The sequence below is a fragment of the Micromonospora sp. NPDC048947 genome (genome assembly GCF_040649495.1).
In the GTDB taxonomy this organism is placed as follows: Bacteria; Actinomycetota; Actinomycetes; order Mycobacteriales; family Micromonosporaceae; genus Micromonospora; species Micromonospora alfalfae.
Window position 1 is genome coordinate 17,838 of sequence record NZ_JBEZFO010000019.1, and the last position, 18,557, is coordinate 36,394.

15 protein-coding genes are annotated in these 18,557 nt (G+C 71.6%); 5 read left to right on the top strand and 10 right to left on the bottom strand.

Translation table 11 applies throughout. The features are described from left to right. Positions 1-53: 53 nt before the first annotated feature. The 7 genes from AB0B98_RS24850 to AB0B98_RS24880 all read right to left on the bottom strand — a co-directional run bounded on the left by AB0B98_RS24850 (position 54) and on the right by AB0B98_RS24880 (position 9,679). On the bottom strand, positions 54-734 hold the full coding sequence (locus AB0B98_RS24850; RefSeq protein ID WP_238683747.1) for a response regulator: 681 nt from the start codon (positions 732-734) through the stop codon (positions 54-56). Then, on the bottom strand, positions 731-3,280 hold the full coding sequence (locus AB0B98_RS24855; RefSeq protein ID WP_357365665.1) for a DUF4118 domain-containing protein: 2,550 nt from the start codon (positions 3,278-3,280) through the stop codon (positions 731-733). Before AB0B98_RS24855 ends, AB0B98_RS24850 begins: the two co-directional genes overlap by 4 nt. A gap of 71 nt (positions 3,281-3,351) precedes the next feature. After that, positions 3,352-4,233: a potassium-transporting ATPase subunit C gene (locus AB0B98_RS24860; RefSeq protein ID WP_357365667.1), complete on the bottom strand. Its 882-nt coding sequence runs from the start codon at positions 4,231-4,233 to the stop codon at positions 3,352-3,354. Next, positions 4,233-6,416 carry a potassium-transporting ATPase subunit KdpB gene (gene kdpB / locus AB0B98_RS24865; protein WP_357365669.1) on the bottom strand — a complete coding sequence of 728 codons (2,184 nt, stop codon included), beginning with the start codon at positions 6,414-6,416 and terminating at the stop codon, positions 4,233-4,235. Before kdpB ends, AB0B98_RS24860 begins: the two co-directional genes overlap by 1 nt. A gap of 20 nt (positions 6,417-6,436) precedes the next feature. Continuing rightward, the gene (gene kdpA / locus AB0B98_RS24870; RefSeq protein WP_357365670.1) at positions 6,437-8,092 is read right to left on the bottom strand and encodes a potassium-transporting ATPase subunit KdpA; all 1,656 of its coding nucleotides are present in this window, start codon (positions 8,090-8,092) and stop codon (positions 6,437-6,439) included. Next, the gene (gene kdpF, locus AB0B98_RS24875; protein WP_036410889.1) at positions 8,092-8,181 is read right to left on the bottom strand and encodes a K(+)-transporting ATPase subunit F; all 90 of its coding nucleotides are present in this window, start codon (positions 8,179-8,181) and stop codon (positions 8,092-8,094) included. The genes kdpA and kdpF overlap by 1 nt, the downstream gene beginning before the upstream one ends. 457 nt (positions 8,182-8,638) lie before the next feature. After that, complete coding sequence (locus AB0B98_RS24880; RefSeq protein WP_112603623.1) at positions 8,639-9,679, bottom strand: SAM-dependent methyltransferase; 1,041 nt, start codon at positions 9,677-9,679, stop codon at positions 8,639-8,641. Positions 9,680-9,751: 72 nt separating this feature from the next. Here AB0B98_RS24880 and AB0B98_RS24885 point away from each other — a divergent pair, with 72 nt between their 5' ends. Next, positions 9,752-10,630 (top strand): zf-HC2 domain-containing protein, encoded by an 879-nt coding sequence (locus AB0B98_RS24885; protein WP_357365672.1) that lies wholly within the window; start codon positions 9,752-9,754, stop codon positions 10,628-10,630. On the opposite strand, the gene AB0B98_RS24890 is transcribed toward AB0B98_RS24885, so the two are convergent. Beyond that, the gene (locus AB0B98_RS24890; RefSeq protein WP_357365674.1) at positions 10,603-11,250 is read right to left on the bottom strand and encodes a helix-turn-helix domain-containing protein; all 648 of its coding nucleotides are present in this window, start codon (positions 11,248-11,250) and stop codon (positions 10,603-10,605) included. The two genes, AB0B98_RS24885 and AB0B98_RS24890, sit on opposite strands and share 28 nt — an antisense overlap. Positions 11,251-11,486: 236 nt before the next feature. Between AB0B98_RS24890 and AB0B98_RS24895 the strand changes: the two genes are divergently transcribed. The 4 genes from AB0B98_RS24895 to AB0B98_RS24910 are packed head-to-tail and all read left to right on the top strand — an operon-like array spanning position 11,487 to position 17,149. Continuing rightward, entirely contained in the window at positions 11,487-12,647 is a 1,161-nt protein-coding gene (locus tag AB0B98_RS24895) for an acyl-CoA dehydrogenase family protein (protein WP_357365676.1), read from the top strand. Beyond that, positions 12,637-13,851 carry an acetyl-CoA C-acetyltransferase gene (locus AB0B98_RS24900; protein WP_357365678.1) on the top strand — a complete coding sequence of 405 codons (1,215 nt, stop codon included), beginning with the start codon at positions 12,637-12,639 and terminating at the stop codon, positions 13,849-13,851. Before AB0B98_RS24895 ends, AB0B98_RS24900 begins: the two co-directional genes overlap by 11 nt. A 14-nt stretch (positions 13,852-13,865) precedes the next feature. Further along, positions 13,866-16,022 (top strand): 3-hydroxyacyl-CoA dehydrogenase NAD-binding domain-containing protein, encoded by a 2,157-nt coding sequence (locus tag AB0B98_RS24905; RefSeq protein WP_357365680.1) that lies wholly within the window; start codon positions 13,866-13,868, stop codon positions 16,020-16,022. After that, on the top strand, positions 16,019-17,149 hold the full coding sequence (locus AB0B98_RS24910; protein WP_357365681.1) for a CaiB/BaiF CoA-transferase family protein: 1,131 nt from the start codon (positions 16,019-16,021) through the stop codon (positions 17,147-17,149). The genes AB0B98_RS24905 and AB0B98_RS24910 overlap by 4 nt, the downstream gene beginning before the upstream one ends. A 9-nt stretch (positions 17,150-17,158) precedes the next feature. Here AB0B98_RS24910 and AB0B98_RS24915 read toward each other — a convergent pair whose 3' ends face one another. Beyond that, positions 17,159-18,052 carry a cytochrome c oxidase assembly protein gene (locus tag AB0B98_RS24915; protein ID WP_357365683.1) on the bottom strand — a complete coding sequence of 298 codons (894 nt, stop codon included), beginning with the start codon at positions 18,050-18,052 and terminating at the stop codon, positions 17,159-17,161. Further along, positions 18,019-18,495, bottom strand: coding sequence for a DUF2243 domain-containing protein (locus tag AB0B98_RS24920; RefSeq protein WP_357365685.1), 477 nt, complete (start codon positions 18,493-18,495; stop codon positions 18,019-18,021). Before AB0B98_RS24920 ends, AB0B98_RS24915 begins: the two co-directional genes overlap by 34 nt. Positions 18,496-18,557: the final 62 nt, after the last annotated feature.

The following is an 18,557-nucleotide window of genomic DNA, read 5'->3' on the forward strand; positions in this document are numbered from 1 at the left end:
CGCTGCCGCTGCTAACGAAATTCTTCAATGTCCACAGGCGGGTGTCAACGGGGTCAGGGGCGGTAGCGGTAGCCCATTCCCGGCTCGGTGATGAGGTGGCGAGGGCGGGCCGGGTCGTCCTCCAGTTTGCGCCGCAGCTGGGCCAGGTACTGCCGCAGGTAGTTGGTCTCGTTCTGGTATTCCGGCCCCCACACGTCCTGGAGGAGCTGACGTTGGCTGACCAGCTTGCCGGGGTGACGCAGCAGCTTCTCCAGCACGCTCCACTGAATGGGGGTCAGCTTGACCTCGGTGCCGTCGTCCCGCAGCACGCTGTGGTCGGCCAGGTCGACTGTGTGCTGGCCGATCCGCAGGGCCGGCACCGCTTCGCTGGGCGCGCCGAGGCGGCGGGTCACCGCGCGGATGCGGGCCAGCAACTCCTCCACCCCGAACGGCTTTGTCACGTAGTCGTCCGCGCCAGCGTCCAGCGCCGCGACCTTGTCCTCGCTGCCGGCTCGGCCGGAGAGCACGATGATCGGCACTGTGGTCCACCCGCGCAGGCCCCGGATCACCTCCACGCCGTCGATGTCGGGCAGGCCGAGGTCCAGCACCACCAGGTCGGGTGGGTGGCTGGCGGCGGCCTTCAACGCGGCGGCTCCGGTGCCGGCGACGTCCACGTCGTAGCGGCGGGCGCGCAGGTTGATGCGCAGGGCGCGCAGGATCTGCGGTTCGTCGTCGACGACCAGGATGCGCGTCATTCCTGCGGCCCCTCCGAACTGGTCGGCGCGGCGGGCAGCCGCAGCACCATGGTGAGCCCACCACCGGGGGTGGTCTCCGGGGTGATGCTGCCACCCATCGCCTCGGCCAACCCCCGGGACAGGGCAAGACCCAGACCGACGCCGGTCTGGTTGTCCCGGTCACCGAGGCGTTGGAATGGCAGGAAGACGTGCTCCCACTGGTCCTCCGGGATGCCGGGCCCTCTGTCGATCACCCGCAGCTCGACCTGACCGGCGTGGGCGCTGGCGGTGATCGTGGGCGGCTGACCGGGCGGGCTGTACCGCAGCGCGTTGGCGACGATGTTCACCAGCACCCGTTCCAGCAGGCCCGGGTCGGCGGTGGCGGCCGGCAGGTCGGCCGGGATGTCGGTGCCGACCGTCGCGGCCACCGGGCCAAGTTCGTCAAGCGCCAGGGGTACGGCGTCCTCCAGGCCGATCGCGGTCGCCGAGATGCCCAGCACGCCTGCCTGGAGCCGGCTCATGTCCAGCAGGTTGCCGACCAGCCGGGCAAGCCGGTCCAGCGACTCCTCCGCGGTCTCCAGCAACTCCTCGCGGTCGGACTCGTCGAACTCGATGTCGTGGCTGCGCAGGCTGGTCACTGCCGCCTTCGCGGACGCCAGCGGCGTACGCAGGTCGTGGCTGACCGCCGCGAGCAGCGCGGTGCGCATCCGGTCCGCGGCGGCGAGGGGTCGGGCGGTGGCGGCCTCCTCGGCGAGCCGTTCCTGGCGCAGCGCTACGGCGGCCTGGGCGGCGAACGCCTCGACGATCCGCCGATCAGCGGCCTCCAGTCGTCGGCCGCTGAGCACGACGGTGATCCGGTCGTCGACCGGCACCGCGGTCTCGCCGCCGTCGGGCGTGCCGGCCGGCTGCTCGCCGACGCTGGCCACCACACACCAGGCGTGCTCCTCGCGGGCCCGCTCCGGCCGTCCACCGGCCTCCTCGGCCAGCTCCAGCACGCTCACCGCGCGCAGCCCGAAGGTCTCCCGGAGCTGATCCAGCAGGGCGGGCAGGGGTCGTTCGCCACGCAGCACCCCACCGGCGACGGCGGCGAGGGTCTGCGCGTCGGCGGCGGCGCGCGCGGCCTCCCGGGTACGCCGGGCGGCCAGGTCGACGATCCAGCTCACCGCGAGGGCCACCCCGACGAAGACGGCCAGCGCGAGGAGGTTGTCCGCCTCGGCGATGGTCAGCGTGCGGAAGGGCGGGGTGAAGAACCAGTTGAGCAGCAGCGAACCGCCGAGCGCGGCGACCAGGGCCGGCCACACCCCGCCAACCAGCGCGACCCCGACGACCCCGGCGAGGAACAGCAGGATGTCGTTTGTCAGCGTCAGGTCGGGCAGTGTCTTCAGCAGCACTGTGAGCAGCGGCATGCCCAGCACCGCCAGGCCGAAGCCGAGCAGCCGGCGGCGGCGGGACAGCGCCGCCGGAACCGCCGCCGCCCGGCGGCCCTTGCCGGCCTGCTTGTGGGTGACCAGGTGCACGTCGATCGAGCCGGAGAGCGCTGTGGTGGTCACCCCGACACCCCTGGCGAAGATCTGCGCGAGGCGGCCCCGCCGGCTGGCCCCGAGCACCAGCTGGGTGGCGTTCACGCCCTGGGCGAAGTCCAGCAGCGCGGCCGGCACGTCGGTGCCGAGCACCTGGTGGTACGTGCCGCCCAGGCTCTCCACCAGCACTCGTTGCCGGGCCAACTGGGCCGGGTCGGCGCCGGCCAGGCCGTCGCTGCGGGCCACGTGCACGGCGAGTAGGTCGGCGCCCTTGCTGCGGGCCGCGACCCGGGCCGCCCGACGGATCAGCGTCTCGCCCTCCGGGCCACCGGTCAGCGCTACCACCACCCGTTCCCGGGCCTCCCAGGTGGCAGCGATCCCCTGCTGGCTGCGGTAGCGGTCGAGCTGCTCGTCGACCTTGTCGGCCAGCCAGAGCAGCGCCAGCTCGCGCAGCGCGGTGAGGTTGCCGACCCGGAAGTAGTTGCCCAACGCGGCGTCGATCTTGTCGGGTCGGTAGATGTTGCCGTGCGCCATCCGCCGGCGCAGCGCCTCCGGGGTCATGTCGACAAGCTCGACCTGCTCGGCGGCGCGGACGATCTCGTCCGGCACTGTCTCCCGCTGGGTGGTGCCGGTGATCTGCGCGACGACGTCGTTCACCGACTCCAGGTGCTGCACGTTGACAGTGGAGAGCACGTCGATCCCCGCGTCGAGCAGCTCCTGGACGTCCTGCCAGCGCTTGTCGTGGCGGGAGCCGGGAATGTTGGTGTGCGCCAACTCGTCGACCACGGCGATCTGCGGCCGGCGGGCCAGCACCTCGTCCAGGTCCATCTCGGTGAACTCGACGCCCCGGTAGGTCATCGTGCGGCGGGGCACCTGCTCCAGGTCTCCGAGCATCTCGGCGGTGTGCTGGCGGCCGTGGGTCTCCACGAAGCCGATCACCACGTCGGTGCCGCGCGCGGCCCGCCGCTGGGCCTCCTCCAACATGGCGTACGTCTTGCCGACGCCGGGGGCGGCCCCCAGATAGATGCGCAGTTCTCCGCGTGGCACGGGGACCATCCTCCCTGGTCAGATCGGCGGGCGGGGCCGCGCCGGTCGGCCCGGCCCCGCCCGCGAGGTGCTCAGCGTGCGGCGAACTGCTTGTCGAGCGCGAGGTTGAGCTCCAGCACGTTGACGCCGGGCGCACCCAGGAAGCCGAGCCCTCGCCCGCCGGTGTGCTCCTCGACCAGCTTGCGGACCGACGCCGGGTCCACGCCGCGCTCCCGCGCGACCCGGTTCACCTGTAGTTCGGCGTACGCCGGGCTGATCTGCGGGTCGAGGCCGCTGGCGCTGGCGGTGACCGCGTCGGCGGGCACCACCGGGTCGGCGGGCGCGTCGCCCCGGATCGGTGTGACCACCCCACCGGCGGCGACGTAGTCCTCGCCGGGCTGGGCCGGCTCCACCGCGACACCCTGGTACTCGGAGACGAAGGGAGTGGTCGGGGCGGCCTGGTTGACGCTGACCACCCGGGTGACCGGACCGGTCAGACCGTCGGCGCGGAACACCGCGAGCACGGCGCCCACCCCGTCGTCGGTGCAGTACGGGCGCCGGCCGTCGACACCGTTGAGCTCGCCGACCGACTTGCTGCGCCCGCACACCTGGGTGAGCAGGCTCTCGCTGGACTCCTCCGGGTCGGTGGCAAGGGTGTCGACAACGCTCTCCGGGCCCAGGTTGCTGGCCGAGGTGGCCGTCGGGTCGTAGCCGTCACCGGCGGCGGAGGGGCGGGACTGGAAGTACCGGGCGACGGGGTTGCCGTCCGCGTCGGTGAAGGACTGGCCGATCAGCGCGCTGCCGACAGTCGTCCCGCCCGAGGTGATCAGCGAGCCGTCGGTCCTGTGGTTGAGGCCGGGCAACTGACCAACAGCTACCAGGGCCAGCGGGTAGACCAGGCCGAGCAGCACGGTGAAGACGAGTACGGCGCGCAGCGCGGCGAGGTGTTGGGCGATCCAGGTGGGTAGACGCATCACGAAATCCCCGGGATGAACTGGATGAGCAGGTCGATGAGCTTGATCCCGATGAACGGCACGATGATGCCGCCCAGCCCGTAGACCAGCAGGTTGCGGCTGAGCAGCTTCGACGCGGCGGCCGGCCGGTACCGCACGCCCCGCAGGGCGAGCGGGATCAGCGCGATGATCACCAGGGCGTTGAAGATGACGGCGGACAGGATCGCCGACTCCGGGCTGGCCAGCCGCATGATGTTCAGGGCGTCCAGGCCCGGGTAGAGGCCGGCGAACATGGCCGGGATGATCGCGAAGTACTTCGCGATGTCGTTGGCGATGCTGAAGGTGGTCAGCGCGCCGCGGGTGATCAGCAACTGCTTGCCGATCTCCACGATCTCGATCAGCTTCGTCGGGTCGGAGTCGAGGTCGACCATGTTGCCGGCCTCCTTCGCGGCCGACGTACCGGTGTTCATCGCCACCCCGACGTCGGCCTGCGCGAGCGCCGGCGCGTCGTTGGTGCCGTCACCGGTCATCGCGACCAGCCGGCCACCCTCCTGCTCCCGCTTGATCAGCGCGAGCTTGTCCTCGGGCGTCGCCTCGGCCAGGAAGTCGTCCACCCCGGCCTCGTCGGCGATCGCCTTCGCGGTCCGCGGGTTGTCGCCGGTGATCATCACGGTTCGGATGCCCATCCGGCGCATCTCGTCGAACCGCTCCCGCATGCCGGACTTGACCACGTCCTTGAGGTGGATGACGCCCAGGGCTCGGGCGGGCGCACCGTCGACGTGCTCGGCGACGACCAGTGGGGTGCCGCCGGTGCCGCTGATCGCGTCCACGATCTCGCCGACCTGTTCGGTCGGGTGGCCGCCGTTCTCGCGTACCCACTTCATCACGGCGGCGGCGGCGCCCTTGCGGACCCGGCGGGCCGTGCCGACCGCGCCGCCGTCGACGCTGGCGTCCGGGGTGAGGTCGACGCCGCTCATCCGGGTCTGCGCGGTGAACGGTACGAAGGTGGCGTGCGGCATCACGCCGGGCTCGCGTTCGCGCAGCCCGAACTCGTTCTTCGCCAGGACGACCACCGAGCGCCCCTCCGGGGTCTCGTCGGCCAGGCTGGACAGCTGCGCGGCGTCGGCGAGCGCCGCGGCGTCGACCCCCTCGACCGGTACGAACTCGGCGGCCTGCCGGTTGCCCAGCGTGATGGTGCCGGTCTTGTCCAGCAGCAGGGTGTTGACGTCGCCGGCCGCCTCGACGGCCCGGCCGCTCATGGCCAGCACGTTGCGCTGCACGAGGCGGTCCATGCCGGCGATGCCGATGGCGGAGAGCAGCGCGCCGATGGTGGTGGGGATCAGGCAGACCAGCAGCGAGATCAGCACCACGCCGGTGACGCCGGAGTCGGTGATCGCCCCGCTGTCCGGCGCGGCAGCCTGGTACGCCTTGGAGAAGATCGCGAGGGGCTGGAGGGTGACCACTGCCAGCAGGAAGATGACGGTGAGCGCGGCGAGCAGGATGTTCAGCGCGATCTCGTTCGGCGTCTTCTGCCGGTTGGCCCCCTCGACCAGGGCGATCATCCGGTCGATGAAGCTCTCCCCCGGCTTCTGGGTGATCTTGACGATGATCTGGTCGGAGAGCACCTTGGTGCCGCCGGTGACAGCGCTGCGGTCGCCGCCGGACTCCCTGATGACCGGTGCCGACTCTCCGGTGATGGCCGACTCGTCGACGCTGGCGATGCCCTCGACGATGTCGCCGTCGCCGGGGATGATGCCGCCGGCTTCGACGAGTACGACGTCGCCCTGACGCAGGTCCGGCGCCGGCACCGCCTCGTCGCGATAGGTGTTGGCCCGCGCGCCCGGCTTCCAGTCGATCAGCCGGGTGGCGATGGTGTCCTTCTTCGCCTGCCGCAGTGTCGCGGCCTGGGCCTTGCCCCGACCCTCGGCGACCGCCTCGGCCAGGTTGGCGAAGACCACTGTCAGCCAGAGCCAGACGGTGATCGCCCAGGCGAACACCGACGGGTCGAGCACCGCCAGGACTGTGGTGAAGGCCGCGCCGACCTCGACGATCAGCATCACCGGGTTGCGCCACAGGGTGGCGGGGTTGAGCTTGCGTACGGCGTCCGGCAGGGACCGGATCAACTGCTGGGGGTCGAGCAGGCCTCCGCCGATCCGTCTGCCCTGGTCGGCTGCTGTGGCGAGCTGCCCGGATGTCACGGACATGTCCTCGTTCCTCATGATGGTCAGAGCCCCTCTGCCAGCGGGCCGAGCGCGAGCGCGGGCAGGAAGGTCAGCGCGACGAGGACCACGGTGACGCCGACGACCATGCCGATGAACAGCGGTCGGTGGGTCGGCAGGGTGCCCTCGGACGCGGGGGTGGGTGCCTGGCGGGCCAGCGAGCCGGCCAACGCGAGCACGAAGATCAGCGGCAGGAACCGGCCCAGCAGCATGCACAACCCGAGCGCGGTGTCCCACCAGGCGGTGTTGACGGTGATGCCGCCGAACGCGGAGCCGTTGTTGTTGCTGGCCGAGGTGAACGCGTACAGCACCTCGGAGAGGCCGTGCGGGCCGACGTTGAGCGCAGTGGAGTTGTTGCCGGTGCCGAACGCCGCCGCCGTGCCGACGAGCACCAGGATCGGCGTGATCAGGAAGTACAACGAGGCGAACTTGATCTCGCGCGACCCGATCTTCTTGCCCAGGTACTCGGGCGTGCGGCCCACCATCAGGCCGGCCACGAAGACGGTGATCACCGCGAGGATGAGCAGGCCGTACAGCCCTGAGCCGGTGCCGCCCGGCGCGACCTCGCCGAGCATCATGTTGACCATCGTCATCATGCCGCCGAGCGAGGTGAACGAGTCGTGGAACGAGTTCACCGCACCGGTCGAGGTGAGCGTGGTGGCGGCGGCGAAGGTGGCCGAGTTCGACACGTCGAACCGCACCTCCTTGCCCTCCATCGCCGCGCCGACCGCCTGCGGCACGGTGCCGTGCCCGGCCAGCTCGAAGATGTTGGTGATGGCGACGCTGAGGAACGCGAGGATGCCCATCACGGCGGCGATGGCGTAACCCTGCCGGTTCTGCCCGACCATGCGGCCGAAGACCCGGGGCAGGCTGAACGGGATCAGGAAGATCAGGAAGATCTCCAGCCAGTTCGTCCAGGTGGTGGGGTTCTCGAACGGGTGCGCGCTGTTGACGTTGTAGAAGCCGCCACCATTGGTGCCCAGCTCCTTGATCACTTCCTGGCTGGCGACCGGCCCGCCGGTGATGGTCTGGGTGCCACCGGTCAGCGTGCTCACGTCGGTGCCGGCGGACAGGTTCTGCACCGCCCCGCCGATCATCAGCGCGATGGCGCCGAGCACCGCGATCGGCAGCAGGATCCGCAGCGTGATCCGGGTCAGGTCGACCCAGAAGTTGCCGAGCTGCCCGGTGCGGCTGCGGGCGAAGCCGCGTACCAACGCGACCGCCACAGCGATGCCGACCGCCGCCGAGACGAAGTTCTGCACCGCCAGGCCGGCCATCTGCACCAGGTGGCCCATCGTCGACTCACCCGAGTACGACTGCCAGTTCGTGTTGGTCACGAACGACACGGCGGTGTTCCACGCGCCGTGCGGAACCACCGAGTCGAAGCCCAGCGACAGCCACAGGTGGTTCTGCACCCGCTGGAACAGGTACAGGAACAGGATCGAGACCGCGGAGAACGCCAGCACGCTGCGGGCGTACACGCCCCAGGTCTGCTCGGCGGTCGGGTTGACCCCGACCAGTCGGAAGATGCCCCGCTCGACCCGCGACTGCTTGGTGCCGGAGACCGCCCGGAACATGTAGTCGCCGAACGGCTTGTAGACGGCGACGAGGGCCGCCACCAGCGTCAACACGAAGATGACGCCCGCTGTTGTCATGGTCATCAGAAGCGCTCCGGAAACAGCAGCGCGAACACCAGGAACGCGCCCAGGACGACCGCGAGCACCAGACCGACGGCGTTTACCGCGTTCACAGCTTCTCCACCGCCCGGACCACCAGGGCGAGCACTGCGAACAGCACCACCGTCAGGACCACGAACACCACGTCAGACACGCTGACTCCTCAGCCGGAAAGGTTCGTCGCGACCGCCTTCCGGTCGCGCCGGGCAATCAAAGCCCCACCACCCGCCGGACGGCACGAGTCATAACGCGACCATGACGGCGGCGAACCTTTTCTTGACGTGGTTTTCACACCCGCCACGGAGCAGGTGAAATGCGGCACAGCCCCGCGGTGGTCCGCGAGGTCGAGAGCAGTTGTCCGCCCTTTGCTCTGCACCCGCGGGGGCACCAGTTTTGCTCTGCACCCGCGGAGGCACCGGCTACCGACCGTGAGCGTCGCCTCGGGGGGTGCAGAGCAAAGGACCTACGAGACCATGCGCGACCCGGATGGGATGGCGCATAGCGCGGCGAGGGGCGGGGGTGCGGGGCCGCTCAGGCCGGGCGGCGGGCCACCAGCACGTCGCGCATGATCGACTGGTCCACCCGGTGCCGCAGCGCGCGGTAGGGCTCGGCGTCGACCACTGTCAGGCCGGCGTCGGCCAACGCCGCCGCCGCGTCGTCCCGACTGGCGACGTGGGTGTTCCAGGAGATCCCGAGGGCACCGCCGGGACGCAACAACCGGGCCCAGACCGGCGCGGCGTCCGCGAGCAACGCCAGCGGGTCGCGGGTCAACCCCTGCCCAGCGGTACGACTGCCGTGCTGCACGCCGTACGGCGCGTCGGCGACGACCAGGTCCACTGTCTCCGGGCGGAAGAACTCCGCCGAACGGGCGGTGTCGGCGTTGACCACGTCCAGCAACTGCGTCTGGCCGGCCTTGTGCTCCTCGCGGGTCGGCGCCAACTCGATCCGCACCCGCCGGCCGACCACCTTGCGCTCCCGCCGCACCGGCCCCGACTCCAGCACCCGGTGCTTGACCCGCTTCTGCTTCAGCCAGGTGGTGATGAACGCCCGGTACGCCTCGACGTCCTTCTGGTCGCGCTCGATCCCGGCGGCGTCGAAGCCGTACATCAGCGCCTGGTTGAGGGTGGTGCCCCGACCACAGAGCGGGTCGAGCACCCGGAACCGGCGGCTGGTCATCTCGGCGGCCCAGTCCGAGGCGAGCAGTGTGACGTTGAGCAGCAGCTTGGTGAACTGCTCGTTGGTCTTGCCCGGGTACTTCTGGATGGTGAGCAGATCGTCGTCGTAACGGTCCAGACGGCTCCACTCGATCGGCCGCAACAACTCACCGACGATCTCGAACAACGCGTACCCGGCGGAGAGGTTGCCCAGGACGGCCAGGTCACGCTCGGTCAGCCCGTCACCGGTGAACGTGATGTAGGACGCCCCTCCGACGACCTCGGTGTCCAGCTCGCCGATCCGGCCGTCCAACGCCGAGCGGCCGAAGATCTCCAGCTCAGCTCGGGTGAGGTCGACTGCGGCGCGGGCGTACACCCGGTTGGTGGCGGGCAGGATCAGCAGGCCGTAACGCGTCATGATCCGGCGAGTATTCCACAACCGGTCACGGTCGCCGGGAACCGGAGCGGCTGCCGGAGCGACTACCGATACATGGGGTGTGAGCAGTGGCGGGAGGTCCTGTCCGCGCAGTTGGACGGGGAGGAGACCGCCGCCGAACTGACGGCGGTGCAGGGGCACCTGGACGGGTGTGCCGAGTGCCGGGCCTGGTTCACGGCTGCGGCGGCGGTGACCCGTCGGGTTCGTACCCGACTGGTGGTTGAGGTGCCGGACCGGACGGCCGCGATCCTTGCTGCCGCCAGCGCGGCCCCGGCCCGCCGGTCGCGGTGGCGGCGTGGGCCGCTCGTCGCCGGCCTGCGAAAGGTGCCCGGACGGGGCCAGCTCGCCGCCGGGTTGCGCGCGGCGTTCGGACGTGGCCCGCTCGTCGCCGGCCTTCGGTCGGCGCTCGGGCTGCTCGGCGCGGTGCAACTGGTGCTCGGCCTGGCCCAGGTCGGCCGGGGTGCGACCGCCGACCACCTGCACCCCACCGGCCAGCACCTGTGGCACGAGTCGGCAGCGTGGAACGTGGCAGTGGGCGCGGGCTTCCTCTTCGTGGCGTTGCGCCGCAGCCCACCCGCCGGGCTGCTGCCGATGCTCAGCGCGTTCGTCGGCACGTTGCTGCTGTTGTCGGTCAACGACCTGGCCACCGGTTCGGTGGGCGGGGAACGGCTGATCAGCCACGGCTTCCTGGTGGTCGGCTACCTGATCACGGTGCTGCTGTCCCGGCCCGGTCTGCGCCCCGGTGGGCCGGCACCGCAGCGGCAGCCGGGACCGTCGCGCTGGCGGTTCGGGGCCGACGAGGTGGACCGACCGCTGCGGGTGGTACGCCCCGACTCCTATCCGGCGCAGGCCGCCGACCGGTTCGCCGCGCCGGCGGCGCGGGGCGGGCGTGTCACGCGTACCGATCAGGCCGGCGAACGGCGCGCCGCCTGATCGCCGGCGAGGATCTGCGGGACGACCTGTTCGACGATCGTCAGCAGGGTCGTGGTGAGCAGCAGGTGCACCTGGGCGCGGGTCAGCGCGCCACGCTGGAGCCACTCCCGGGCGGTCGACGTCGCCAACCCGCAGTACGCCCGGACCATGCCGCGAAGCTCCTCGTGGTGCTCGGCCTGGCCAGCCAGCCCGACGGCGACCAGCATCCGGTCCGCGGCGACCTCCTCGGCCTCGGCGAGCACCCGCTCCACGTCGGCGTCGCCGCCCATCCCCCGGGCGGTGACCGCCGCCAGCCACGAGGTGCTGTGTCGGGACACCACGTCGAGGAACCATGTGACGCTGGCCTCGACCCGGGTCCGCAGATCGCCCTTGGGCAGCCGTTCCAGGGCAACCTCCGGGATCGTCACCATGACCCGGACGACCTCCAGGTAGAGGTCCTTCTTCGCGCCGAAGTAGTGGTTGACCAACCCGCGGGCGACACCCGCCTCACGGGCGACGTCGGTGGTCGACACCTCCGCGTAGGGGCGCTCGCCGAACAGCCGGACCGCGCAGGCCAGAATCTGCCCACGCCGGGCGTCGGGCTCCAACCGGCGGCGGCGCGGAGCCGTCTCGACACTCATCTGCCCGACCCTATCGACAGCTCACCGGTCGGCCGCCGTTCCTCACCTTGATCACTTGATGCCCGGCCAATCAACGTCAGCAGACGACGGAGATCGAACAACCCGCTCCGCGCGCAGTGCAGCGCTGGCTCCAGGCCCCCGACCCGATCCCGCAACCATGCCGACTCCGTCCCGCCGCGCCGGCTGCCGATCACGACTTATTGACACGCTGCCAACAGCGCGCGAGGGTGGTGCACATGCCGACGCCCGACGGTCCCCCCTCCCCCTGGCGCGAGCCGGAGCACGACGACCTGGCCGAGCTGGCCCGCACCTTCTTCACCAAGGAGGTGTTGCCGCACGCCGAGCGCCTTCAGGAGCAGGGCCACCCGGACCGCGAGCACTATCGGCGCGCCGGTGAGCTGGGGCTGCTCGGCCTGTCGGTTCCGGAGGAGTACGGCGGTGGGGGCGGCGGGTTCACCCACGAGGCGGTGTTGCTGCACGAGCAGGCGTACGCCGGGGAGGGCAGCCTCGGCCTGGCCGTCCACAGTGGCATCGTCACCGGCTACCTGGTGGCGTACGGCAGCGAGGAGCAGAAGCGGCGCTGGCTGCCCGGCCTGTGCAGCGGTGAGCTGGTCGGCGCCATCGCGATGACCGAGCCGGACGGTGGCTCCGATCTTCAGGCGATGCGCACCCGGGCGGTCCGCGACGGCGACGACTACCTGGTGACCGGCGCGAAGACGTTCATCACCAACGGCGGCCTGGCCGACCTGGTCATCGTGGCCGTGAAGACCAACCCCGAGCAGCGGGCGGCCGGCGTCTCGCTGCTCGTGTGCGAGGTGGGCGGCGACCCGGAGGGCTTCCGGCGAGGCCGACTGCTGTCCAAGATCGGCCTGCACGCCAACGACACCGCGGAGTTGTTCTTCGACGAGTTCCGGGTGCCGACGGCCAACCTGCTCGGCGGCGCCGAAGGGCTGGGCTTCGTCCAGCTCATGCAGCAGCTTCCGCAGGAACGGCTGGTCATCGGCGTTGGCGCGGTCGCCGCCATGGAACGGGCGGTCGCGCTGACCGTCGCGTACGCCAAGGAGCGCACCGCGTTCGGCAAGCCCCTGATGGGTCACCAGAACACCCGGATGGTGCTCGCCGAGTGCGCCACCCGCGCCCGGGTCAGCCGGGTCTTCCTGGATGACTGCATCGTCCGACACACGCGTGGCGACCTGGACGTCTCCACGGCGGCGATGGCGAAGTCGTGGCTCACCGACGGGCAGTGCGAGGTGGTCGACCGGTGCCTTCAGCTCTTCGGCGGTTACGGCTACACGACGGAGTACCCGATCGCCCGCATGTACGCCGACGCCCGCGTCCAGAAGATCTACGGCGGCACCAACGAGATCATGAAGGAGTTGATCGCCCGTGCTCTCTGAGGCGTACGTCTATGACGCGGTCCGCACCCCGCGCGGACGCGGCCGGGACACCGGCGCGCTGCACGGGGTCAAGCCCATCTCCCTGGTGGTCGGCTTGATCGACGCGTTGCGGGAACGCAACCCCGGCCTGGACGTCGGCCGGCTGGAGGATCTGCTGCTCGGCATCGTGACCCCGGTCGGCGAGCAGGGCGGCGACCTGGCCCGGGCCGCCGCGCTGCTGGCCGGGCTGCCCGACCAGGTGGGCGGGGTGCAGCTCAACCGGTTCTGCGCCTCCGGGTTGGAGGCGGTCAACTCCGCCGCCGCGCGGATCCGCTCCGGCTGGGAGCATCTGCTGCTCGCCGGCGGGGTCGAGTCGATGTCCCGGGTGCCGATGGGTTCCGACGGGGCGGCCTGGGCCACCGATCCGCAGACCGCGCTGGCCACGTCGTTCGTGCCGCAGGGCGTCAGCGCCGACCTGATCGCCACACTGGAGGGTTTCACCCGCGACGACGTGGACGGCTACGCGCTGCGGTCGCAGGAGCGGGCCGCCAAGGCCTGGGCCGGCGGGTACTTCGCCCGCTCGGTGGTGCCGGTCCGCGACGGCAACGGGCTGGACATCCTCACCGTCGACGAGCACCCGCGCCCGGAAACCACCCGGGAGGCGCTGGCCAAGCTCACCCCATCCTTCGCCACCATGGGTGAGGCGGCCGGTTTCGACGCTGTCGCGTTGCAGAAGTTCCACTGGCTGGAGGCGATCGAGCACGTCCACCACGCGGGCAACTCGTCCGGCATCGTGGACGGTGCGGCGCTGGTGCTGATCGGTTCGGAGCAGGTCGGTCGGGATCTCGGCCTCACCCCGCGCGCCCGGATCGTCGGCGCGGCGGTCACCGGCGCGGACCCGACGCTGATGTTGACCGGCCCGATCCCGGCCACCCACAAGGCGCTCGCTGTGGCCGGGCTGACAGTCGACGACATCGACCTGTTCGAGATCAACGAGGCGTTCGCCGCTGTGGTGCTCAAGTACGTCAGCGACCTGCGCCTCGACCCGGACCGGGTGAACGTCAACGGTGGCGCGATCGCGCTCGGCCACCCGCTCGGCGCGACCGGAGCGATGCTGCTCGGTACGGCGTTGGACGAGTTGGAGCGCCGCGACCTGCGCCGGGCCGTGGTGACCCTCTGCATCGGCGGCGGCATGGGCGTCGCCACAGTTCTTGAGCGCTGCTGACCCGGAGGACGACAATGACCAACACCATCCGGTACGACCGCGGCGCCGACGGCATCGTCACGCTCACAGTGGACGACCCCACCCAGTCCGCCAACACAATGAACCGGGCGTACGCCGCCTCGATGAGCGCCACGTTGGACCGGCTGGAGGCCGAGAGCGATCTCGTCGGCGTCATCGTGACCAGCGCGAAGTCGACCTTCTTCGCCGGCGGTGACCTGCCCGAGATGATCCGGGCCACCCGCGCCGACGCGCCCGCGCTCGCCGACCTGCTCGGCACCATCAAACGGGACCTGCGCCGGCTGGAGACGCTGGGCCGGCCGGTGGTCGCCGCTGTCAACGGCTCGGCGCTCGGTGGTGGCCTGGAAATCGCGCTCGCCTGCCACCACCGGATCGCGCTGGACGCGCCCGGCAGCCGGCTCGGGTTGCCCGAGGTGACCCTGGGCCTGCTGCCCGGTGCTGGCGGTGTCACCCGGACCGTACGGATGCTCGGCCTGGCCGGCGCGCTGACCACTGTGCTGCTCACCGGCCGGCGGATGCGCCCGGTCGACGCCCTGTCCGCCGGGCTGGTCGACGAGGTGGTCGCCACGCCCACCGAGCTGCTGGACCGGGCGCGGGCCTGGATCGCGGCGAACCCGCACCCGGCACAGCCGTGGGACCGGCCGGACTATCGGATGCCGGGCGGCACCCCGGCCAGCCGCTCGCTGGCCACACAACTGCCCGCCTTCCCGGCGACGCTGCGCAAGCAGCTCAAGGGTGCCCGGCTGCCCGCGCCCGAGGCGATCCTCGCCGCCGCTGTCGAGGGCGCACAGGTCGACCTGGAGACCGCCCTGACCGTGGAGACCCGGCACCTGATCGGCCTGCTCACCGGGCAGGTCGCCAAGAACATGATCGGTGCGTTCTTCTTCGACCTGAAGGCCGTCAACGGTGGCGCGGCCCGACCGCCGGGCGTGGATGCGCCGCCGGTGCGCCGGGTGGCGGTGCTCGGCGCGGGCATGATGGGCGCGGGCATCGCGTACGCCTGCGCCAGCGCCGGGCTGGACGTGGTCGTCAAGGACGTCACGCCGGAGGCCGCCGGCCGGGCCCGGGAGCACGCCGAGCGGTTACTGACCCGGGCGGTACGCAAGGGCCGCACTACCGAGGCGGACGCGCGTGCCGTGCTGGACCGGATCACCACCACCGACCAGGTGGACGCGTTGGCCGACTGCGACGCGGTCATCGAGGCCGTCTTCGAGGACCCGGCCCTGAAGAAGGCCGTGTTCGCCGAGGTGCTGCCGGTGCTCGCGCCGGGCGCGCTGCTCGCCTCCAACACCTCCACCCTGCCGATCACCGGGCTGGCCGAGGGCGTGGACCGGCCGACGGACTTCATCGGCATGCACTTCTTCTCTCCGGTGGACCGGATGCCCCTGCTGGAGATCGTGGTCGGCGAACGCACCGGGGACATGGCGCTGGCCCGTGCGTTCGACCTGGGCCGGCGGATCGGCAAGACCCCGATCGTGGTCAACGACGGCCGGGGTTTCTTCACCAGCCGGGTGATCGGCAAGTTCATCGACGAGGCGGTCGGCATGGTCGCCGAGGGTGTCCCCGCCGCATCGGTGGAGCAGGCCGCCCTTCAGGCCGGCTACCCGACCGGGCCGCTGGCGCTGGCCGACGAGGTCAGCCTCACGCTCATCCAGCGGATCCGCCGCCAGTTCGAGGCGGCCAGCGAGGAGTTCCGACCGCTGCCGGCGCACCGCCTGGTGGACGAGCTGGTCGACGCGTACGAGCGGCCGGGGCGCGCCGCCGGACGGGGTTTCTACTCCTACGACGACGGCAACCGGGGTCGGCTGTGGCCCGGTCTCGCCGACCTGACCACCGACGCGGGTCGGGCGGTGCCGTTCACCGACCTCCAGGAACGGATGCTCTTCGCCGAGGCGCTGGACGCGCTGCGCTGCCTCGACGAGGGAGTGTTGCGCACCGAGACCGACGCCAACATCGGCTCGATCTTCGGCATCGGCTTCCCGGCGTGGACGGGCGGGGTGATCCGCTACGTCCGGCAGTACGCGGGCGGCCCGGCCGGCTTCGCGGCCCGTGCCACCGAGCTGGCGGGCATCTACGGCGACCGGTTCACGCCCCCCGCCGACCTGGCCGAGCGGCTCGCCGTTCTCCGGGCCGAACCGGCTGACGTCGCATGACGGCGGCCCGCGGCGGGCCGCTGGCCGGGGTGCGGGTGGTCGAGCTGGCCAGCCTCGCCCCGGCGCCGTTCGGCTGCATGGTGCTCGCCGACCTCGGCGCGGACGTGGTGCGGGTGGACCGGCCGGGCGCCCCGGGAGCGGGCCGGCTGGCAGCACCGACCAGCGGGCCGTTGCAACGCGGCCGGCGGGTCACCGCGCTGGACCTGAAGTCCCCGGCCGGCGTGGCGGACCTGCTGCGCCTCGCCGAGCGCGCGGACGTGCTGGTCGAGGCGTACCGGCCCGGGGTGGCCGAGCGGCTCGGCATCGGGCCGGAGGTGTGCCGGGCCCGCAACCCCCGACTGGTGTACGCGCGGATGACCGGCTGGGGTCAGGACGGCCCGCTGGCAGCCCGAGCCGGGCACGACATCGACTACATCGCGGTGGCCGGGGCGTTGGAGCCGCTGGGGCGGGCCGGCGAACGCCCGTACGCGCCGATGAACCTGCTCGGCGACTTCGGCGGCGGCGGGATGCTGCTCGCCGTCGGGGTGCTGGCCGCGCTGCTGGAGCGGGAGCACTCCGGCTTCGGCCAGGTGGTCGACGCGGCGATGGTGGACGGCTCGGCGCTGCTCACCTCGTTCCTGCACGGGTTGCTCGGCACCGGCCTGTGGGCCGCCCCGCGTGGGCGCAACATGTTCGACGGCGGGGCGCCGTTCTACGACACGTACGCCACCGCCGACGGTGGATTCATGGCGGTCGGCGCGATGGAACCGGCCTTCTACGCCGTACTGCTCACCGGCCTCGGCCTCGCCGACGACCCGGACCTGCCCGCCCAGTACGACCCGAGCGGCTGGGACGAGTTGCGCCGCCGGTTCACCGAGCGGTTCGCCGAGCGCACCCGGGACGAGTGGACGGCGGTCTTCGCCGACGTGGACGCCTGCGTCGCGCCGGTGCTCGCCCCCGGCGAGGCGCATGGGCACCCGCACAACGCTGCCCGGGGCACGTTCGTCGAGGTGGGCGGCGAGATCCAGCCGGCCCCCGCACCCCGCTTCGACCGCACCCCGACCGACCGACCAACCCCGGCACCAGATCCGGAGCAGGACGTCCAACCGGTAGAGGAGATCCTCACCGACTGGCCCCACCGCGCCTGATCTTGTTGATCAAGAGGTTTGCGTCAAGGAATTGCCTTCCGGTGACGCAAACTTCTTGATCAACGGGGGCGGGGGCGGGGGCGGGGGTGGGGACGGGCGGGGGCGGCGGGAGTGGTACCAGGTGGCGAAGAGGGCTGCTGCCAGGAGCAGCTCGGCCAGGTCGCCGCCGTAGTACATGAGTTGGGCGGCCGAGCGAAACGCTTCCGGGTCCCGGTCGGCGAGACCGGGCGGGAGGTTTTCGGCCTGGGCGTACAGGTACTTGGCCAGCACGGCGTGGCCGGCCGACGTGGCCAGTAACGCGCCGACCCGTACCGCCAGGCCGGGGCGACGCGGCGCCGGGTCCGGCCCGGCCAACGACCAGGCGAAGAGGTACCCGGCGGCCAGGTAGTGCAGGTGCACCGCGTGATGCAGGACTGGTTGCCGTTCGGCCGCCGCGTACAACGGGGTGAGCAGCACCAACGCCAGCCCGCCGGTGGTGAGCAGCGCGGCGGTGAACGGGTGGGCGAGCAGGTGCAGCGGGCGGGCGCGCAGCAGCCGTCCCACCAGCCGGCGCATCGGCGGAGGCGCGACGTGCAGCAACAGCGTCACCGGGGCGCCGAGCACCAGCCCGAGCGGGGCCAGCATGCCGAGCAGCAGGTGCTGCGCCGTGTGCCCGCTCGGGTTGTCGGGGAGTTGGGTCAGCGGCCCGACGGCGACCGCCAACAGGGCGCAGCCGACCAGCCAGGAGGCGGTACGCCGGTGGTCCCAACCCCGCGGGTCGCGGACGGCTGCCAGCAGGTAGCCGACCGCCACCAACGCGACAGTGAACAGCGGGAACCAGGTCGGTCCGGCCGCACCGTGCCCGGCGTGCGCCAGCGGCCCGGCCACCGTCATCGGGGGCCGGGCCGGCGGGACCGGGCCCACCACACCACCCCGGCGCCGGCCAACAGCAGCACCGCGCCGGACGCGATCCACAGCACGTCGTACGGCAGCAGGTGTACGCCGTAGCGGATCTGGTGCAGCCGGAGCACCTTGTGGTCGACCACCCCGTCGAAGACCTGGAACCCTCCGGCACCGAGCAGGAAGCCACCCCACGCCAGCCGGTTCGACAGGGCACGTCGTCGACGCTGGTCGGCGAACCAGAAGAACCCGCCGACCAGGATGATCAGCTCGGCGGCGTGCAGCAGTCCGTCGGAGAGCAGCGCCACCGATGGGGTGGACCGGTCGTAGAAGTGGTGCCACGCCAGCAACTGGTGGAAGACGATCTCGTCCACCGCAGCCATGATTGCGATGCCGATCAGGACGCCGACGAGCGTGGAGGAGCGTACGTCGGCGGCGCGTGCGCTCGGCAGGCTCGAATCGGCCACCACAAACCTCGCATCCGCCTCGGGTCAGGTCGAAACTACCCCGAACATGCCGCCGATCGCGG

Bases quoted from the DNA above. Each gene is read 5' to 3' on its own strand.
- kdpB (WP_357365669.1), bottom strand. From the start codon at position 6,416: ATGTCCGTGACATCCGGGCAGCTCGCCACAGCAGCCGACCAGGGCAGA.
- AB0B98_RS24880 (WP_112603623.1), bottom strand. From the start codon at position 9,679: ATGACGCGTTACGGCCTGCTGATCCTGCCCGCCACCAACCGGGTGTAC.
- AB0B98_RS24860 (WP_357365667.1), bottom strand. From the start codon at position 4,233: ATGCGTCTACCCACCTGGATCGCCCAACACCTCGCCGCGCTGCGCGCC.
- AB0B98_RS24905 (WP_357365680.1), top strand. From the start codon at position 13,866: ATGACCAACACCATCCGGTACGACCGCGGCGCCGACGGCATCGTCACG.
- kdpA (WP_357365670.1), bottom strand. From the start codon at position 8,092: ATGACCATGACAACAGCGGGCGTCATCTTCGTGTTGACGCTGGTGGCG.
- AB0B98_RS24890 (WP_357365674.1), bottom strand. From the start codon at position 11,250: ATGAGTGTCGAGACGGCTCCGCGCCGCCGCCGGTTGGAGCCCGACGCC.
- AB0B98_RS24910 (WP_357365681.1), top strand. From the start codon at position 16,019: ATGACGGCGGCCCGCGGCGGGCCGCTGGCCGGGGTGCGGGTGGTCGAG.
- AB0B98_RS24895 (WP_357365676.1), top strand. From the start codon at position 11,487: ATGCCGACGCCCGACGGTCCCCCCTCCCCCTGGCGCGAGCCGGAGCAC.
- AB0B98_RS24885 (WP_357365672.1), top strand. From the start codon at position 9,752: ATGGGGTGTGAGCAGTGGCGGGAGGTCCTGTCCGCGCAGTTGGACGGG.
- AB0B98_RS24850 (WP_238683747.1), bottom strand. From the start codon at position 734: ATGACGCGCATCCTGGTCGTCGACGACGAACCGCAGATCCTGCGCGCC.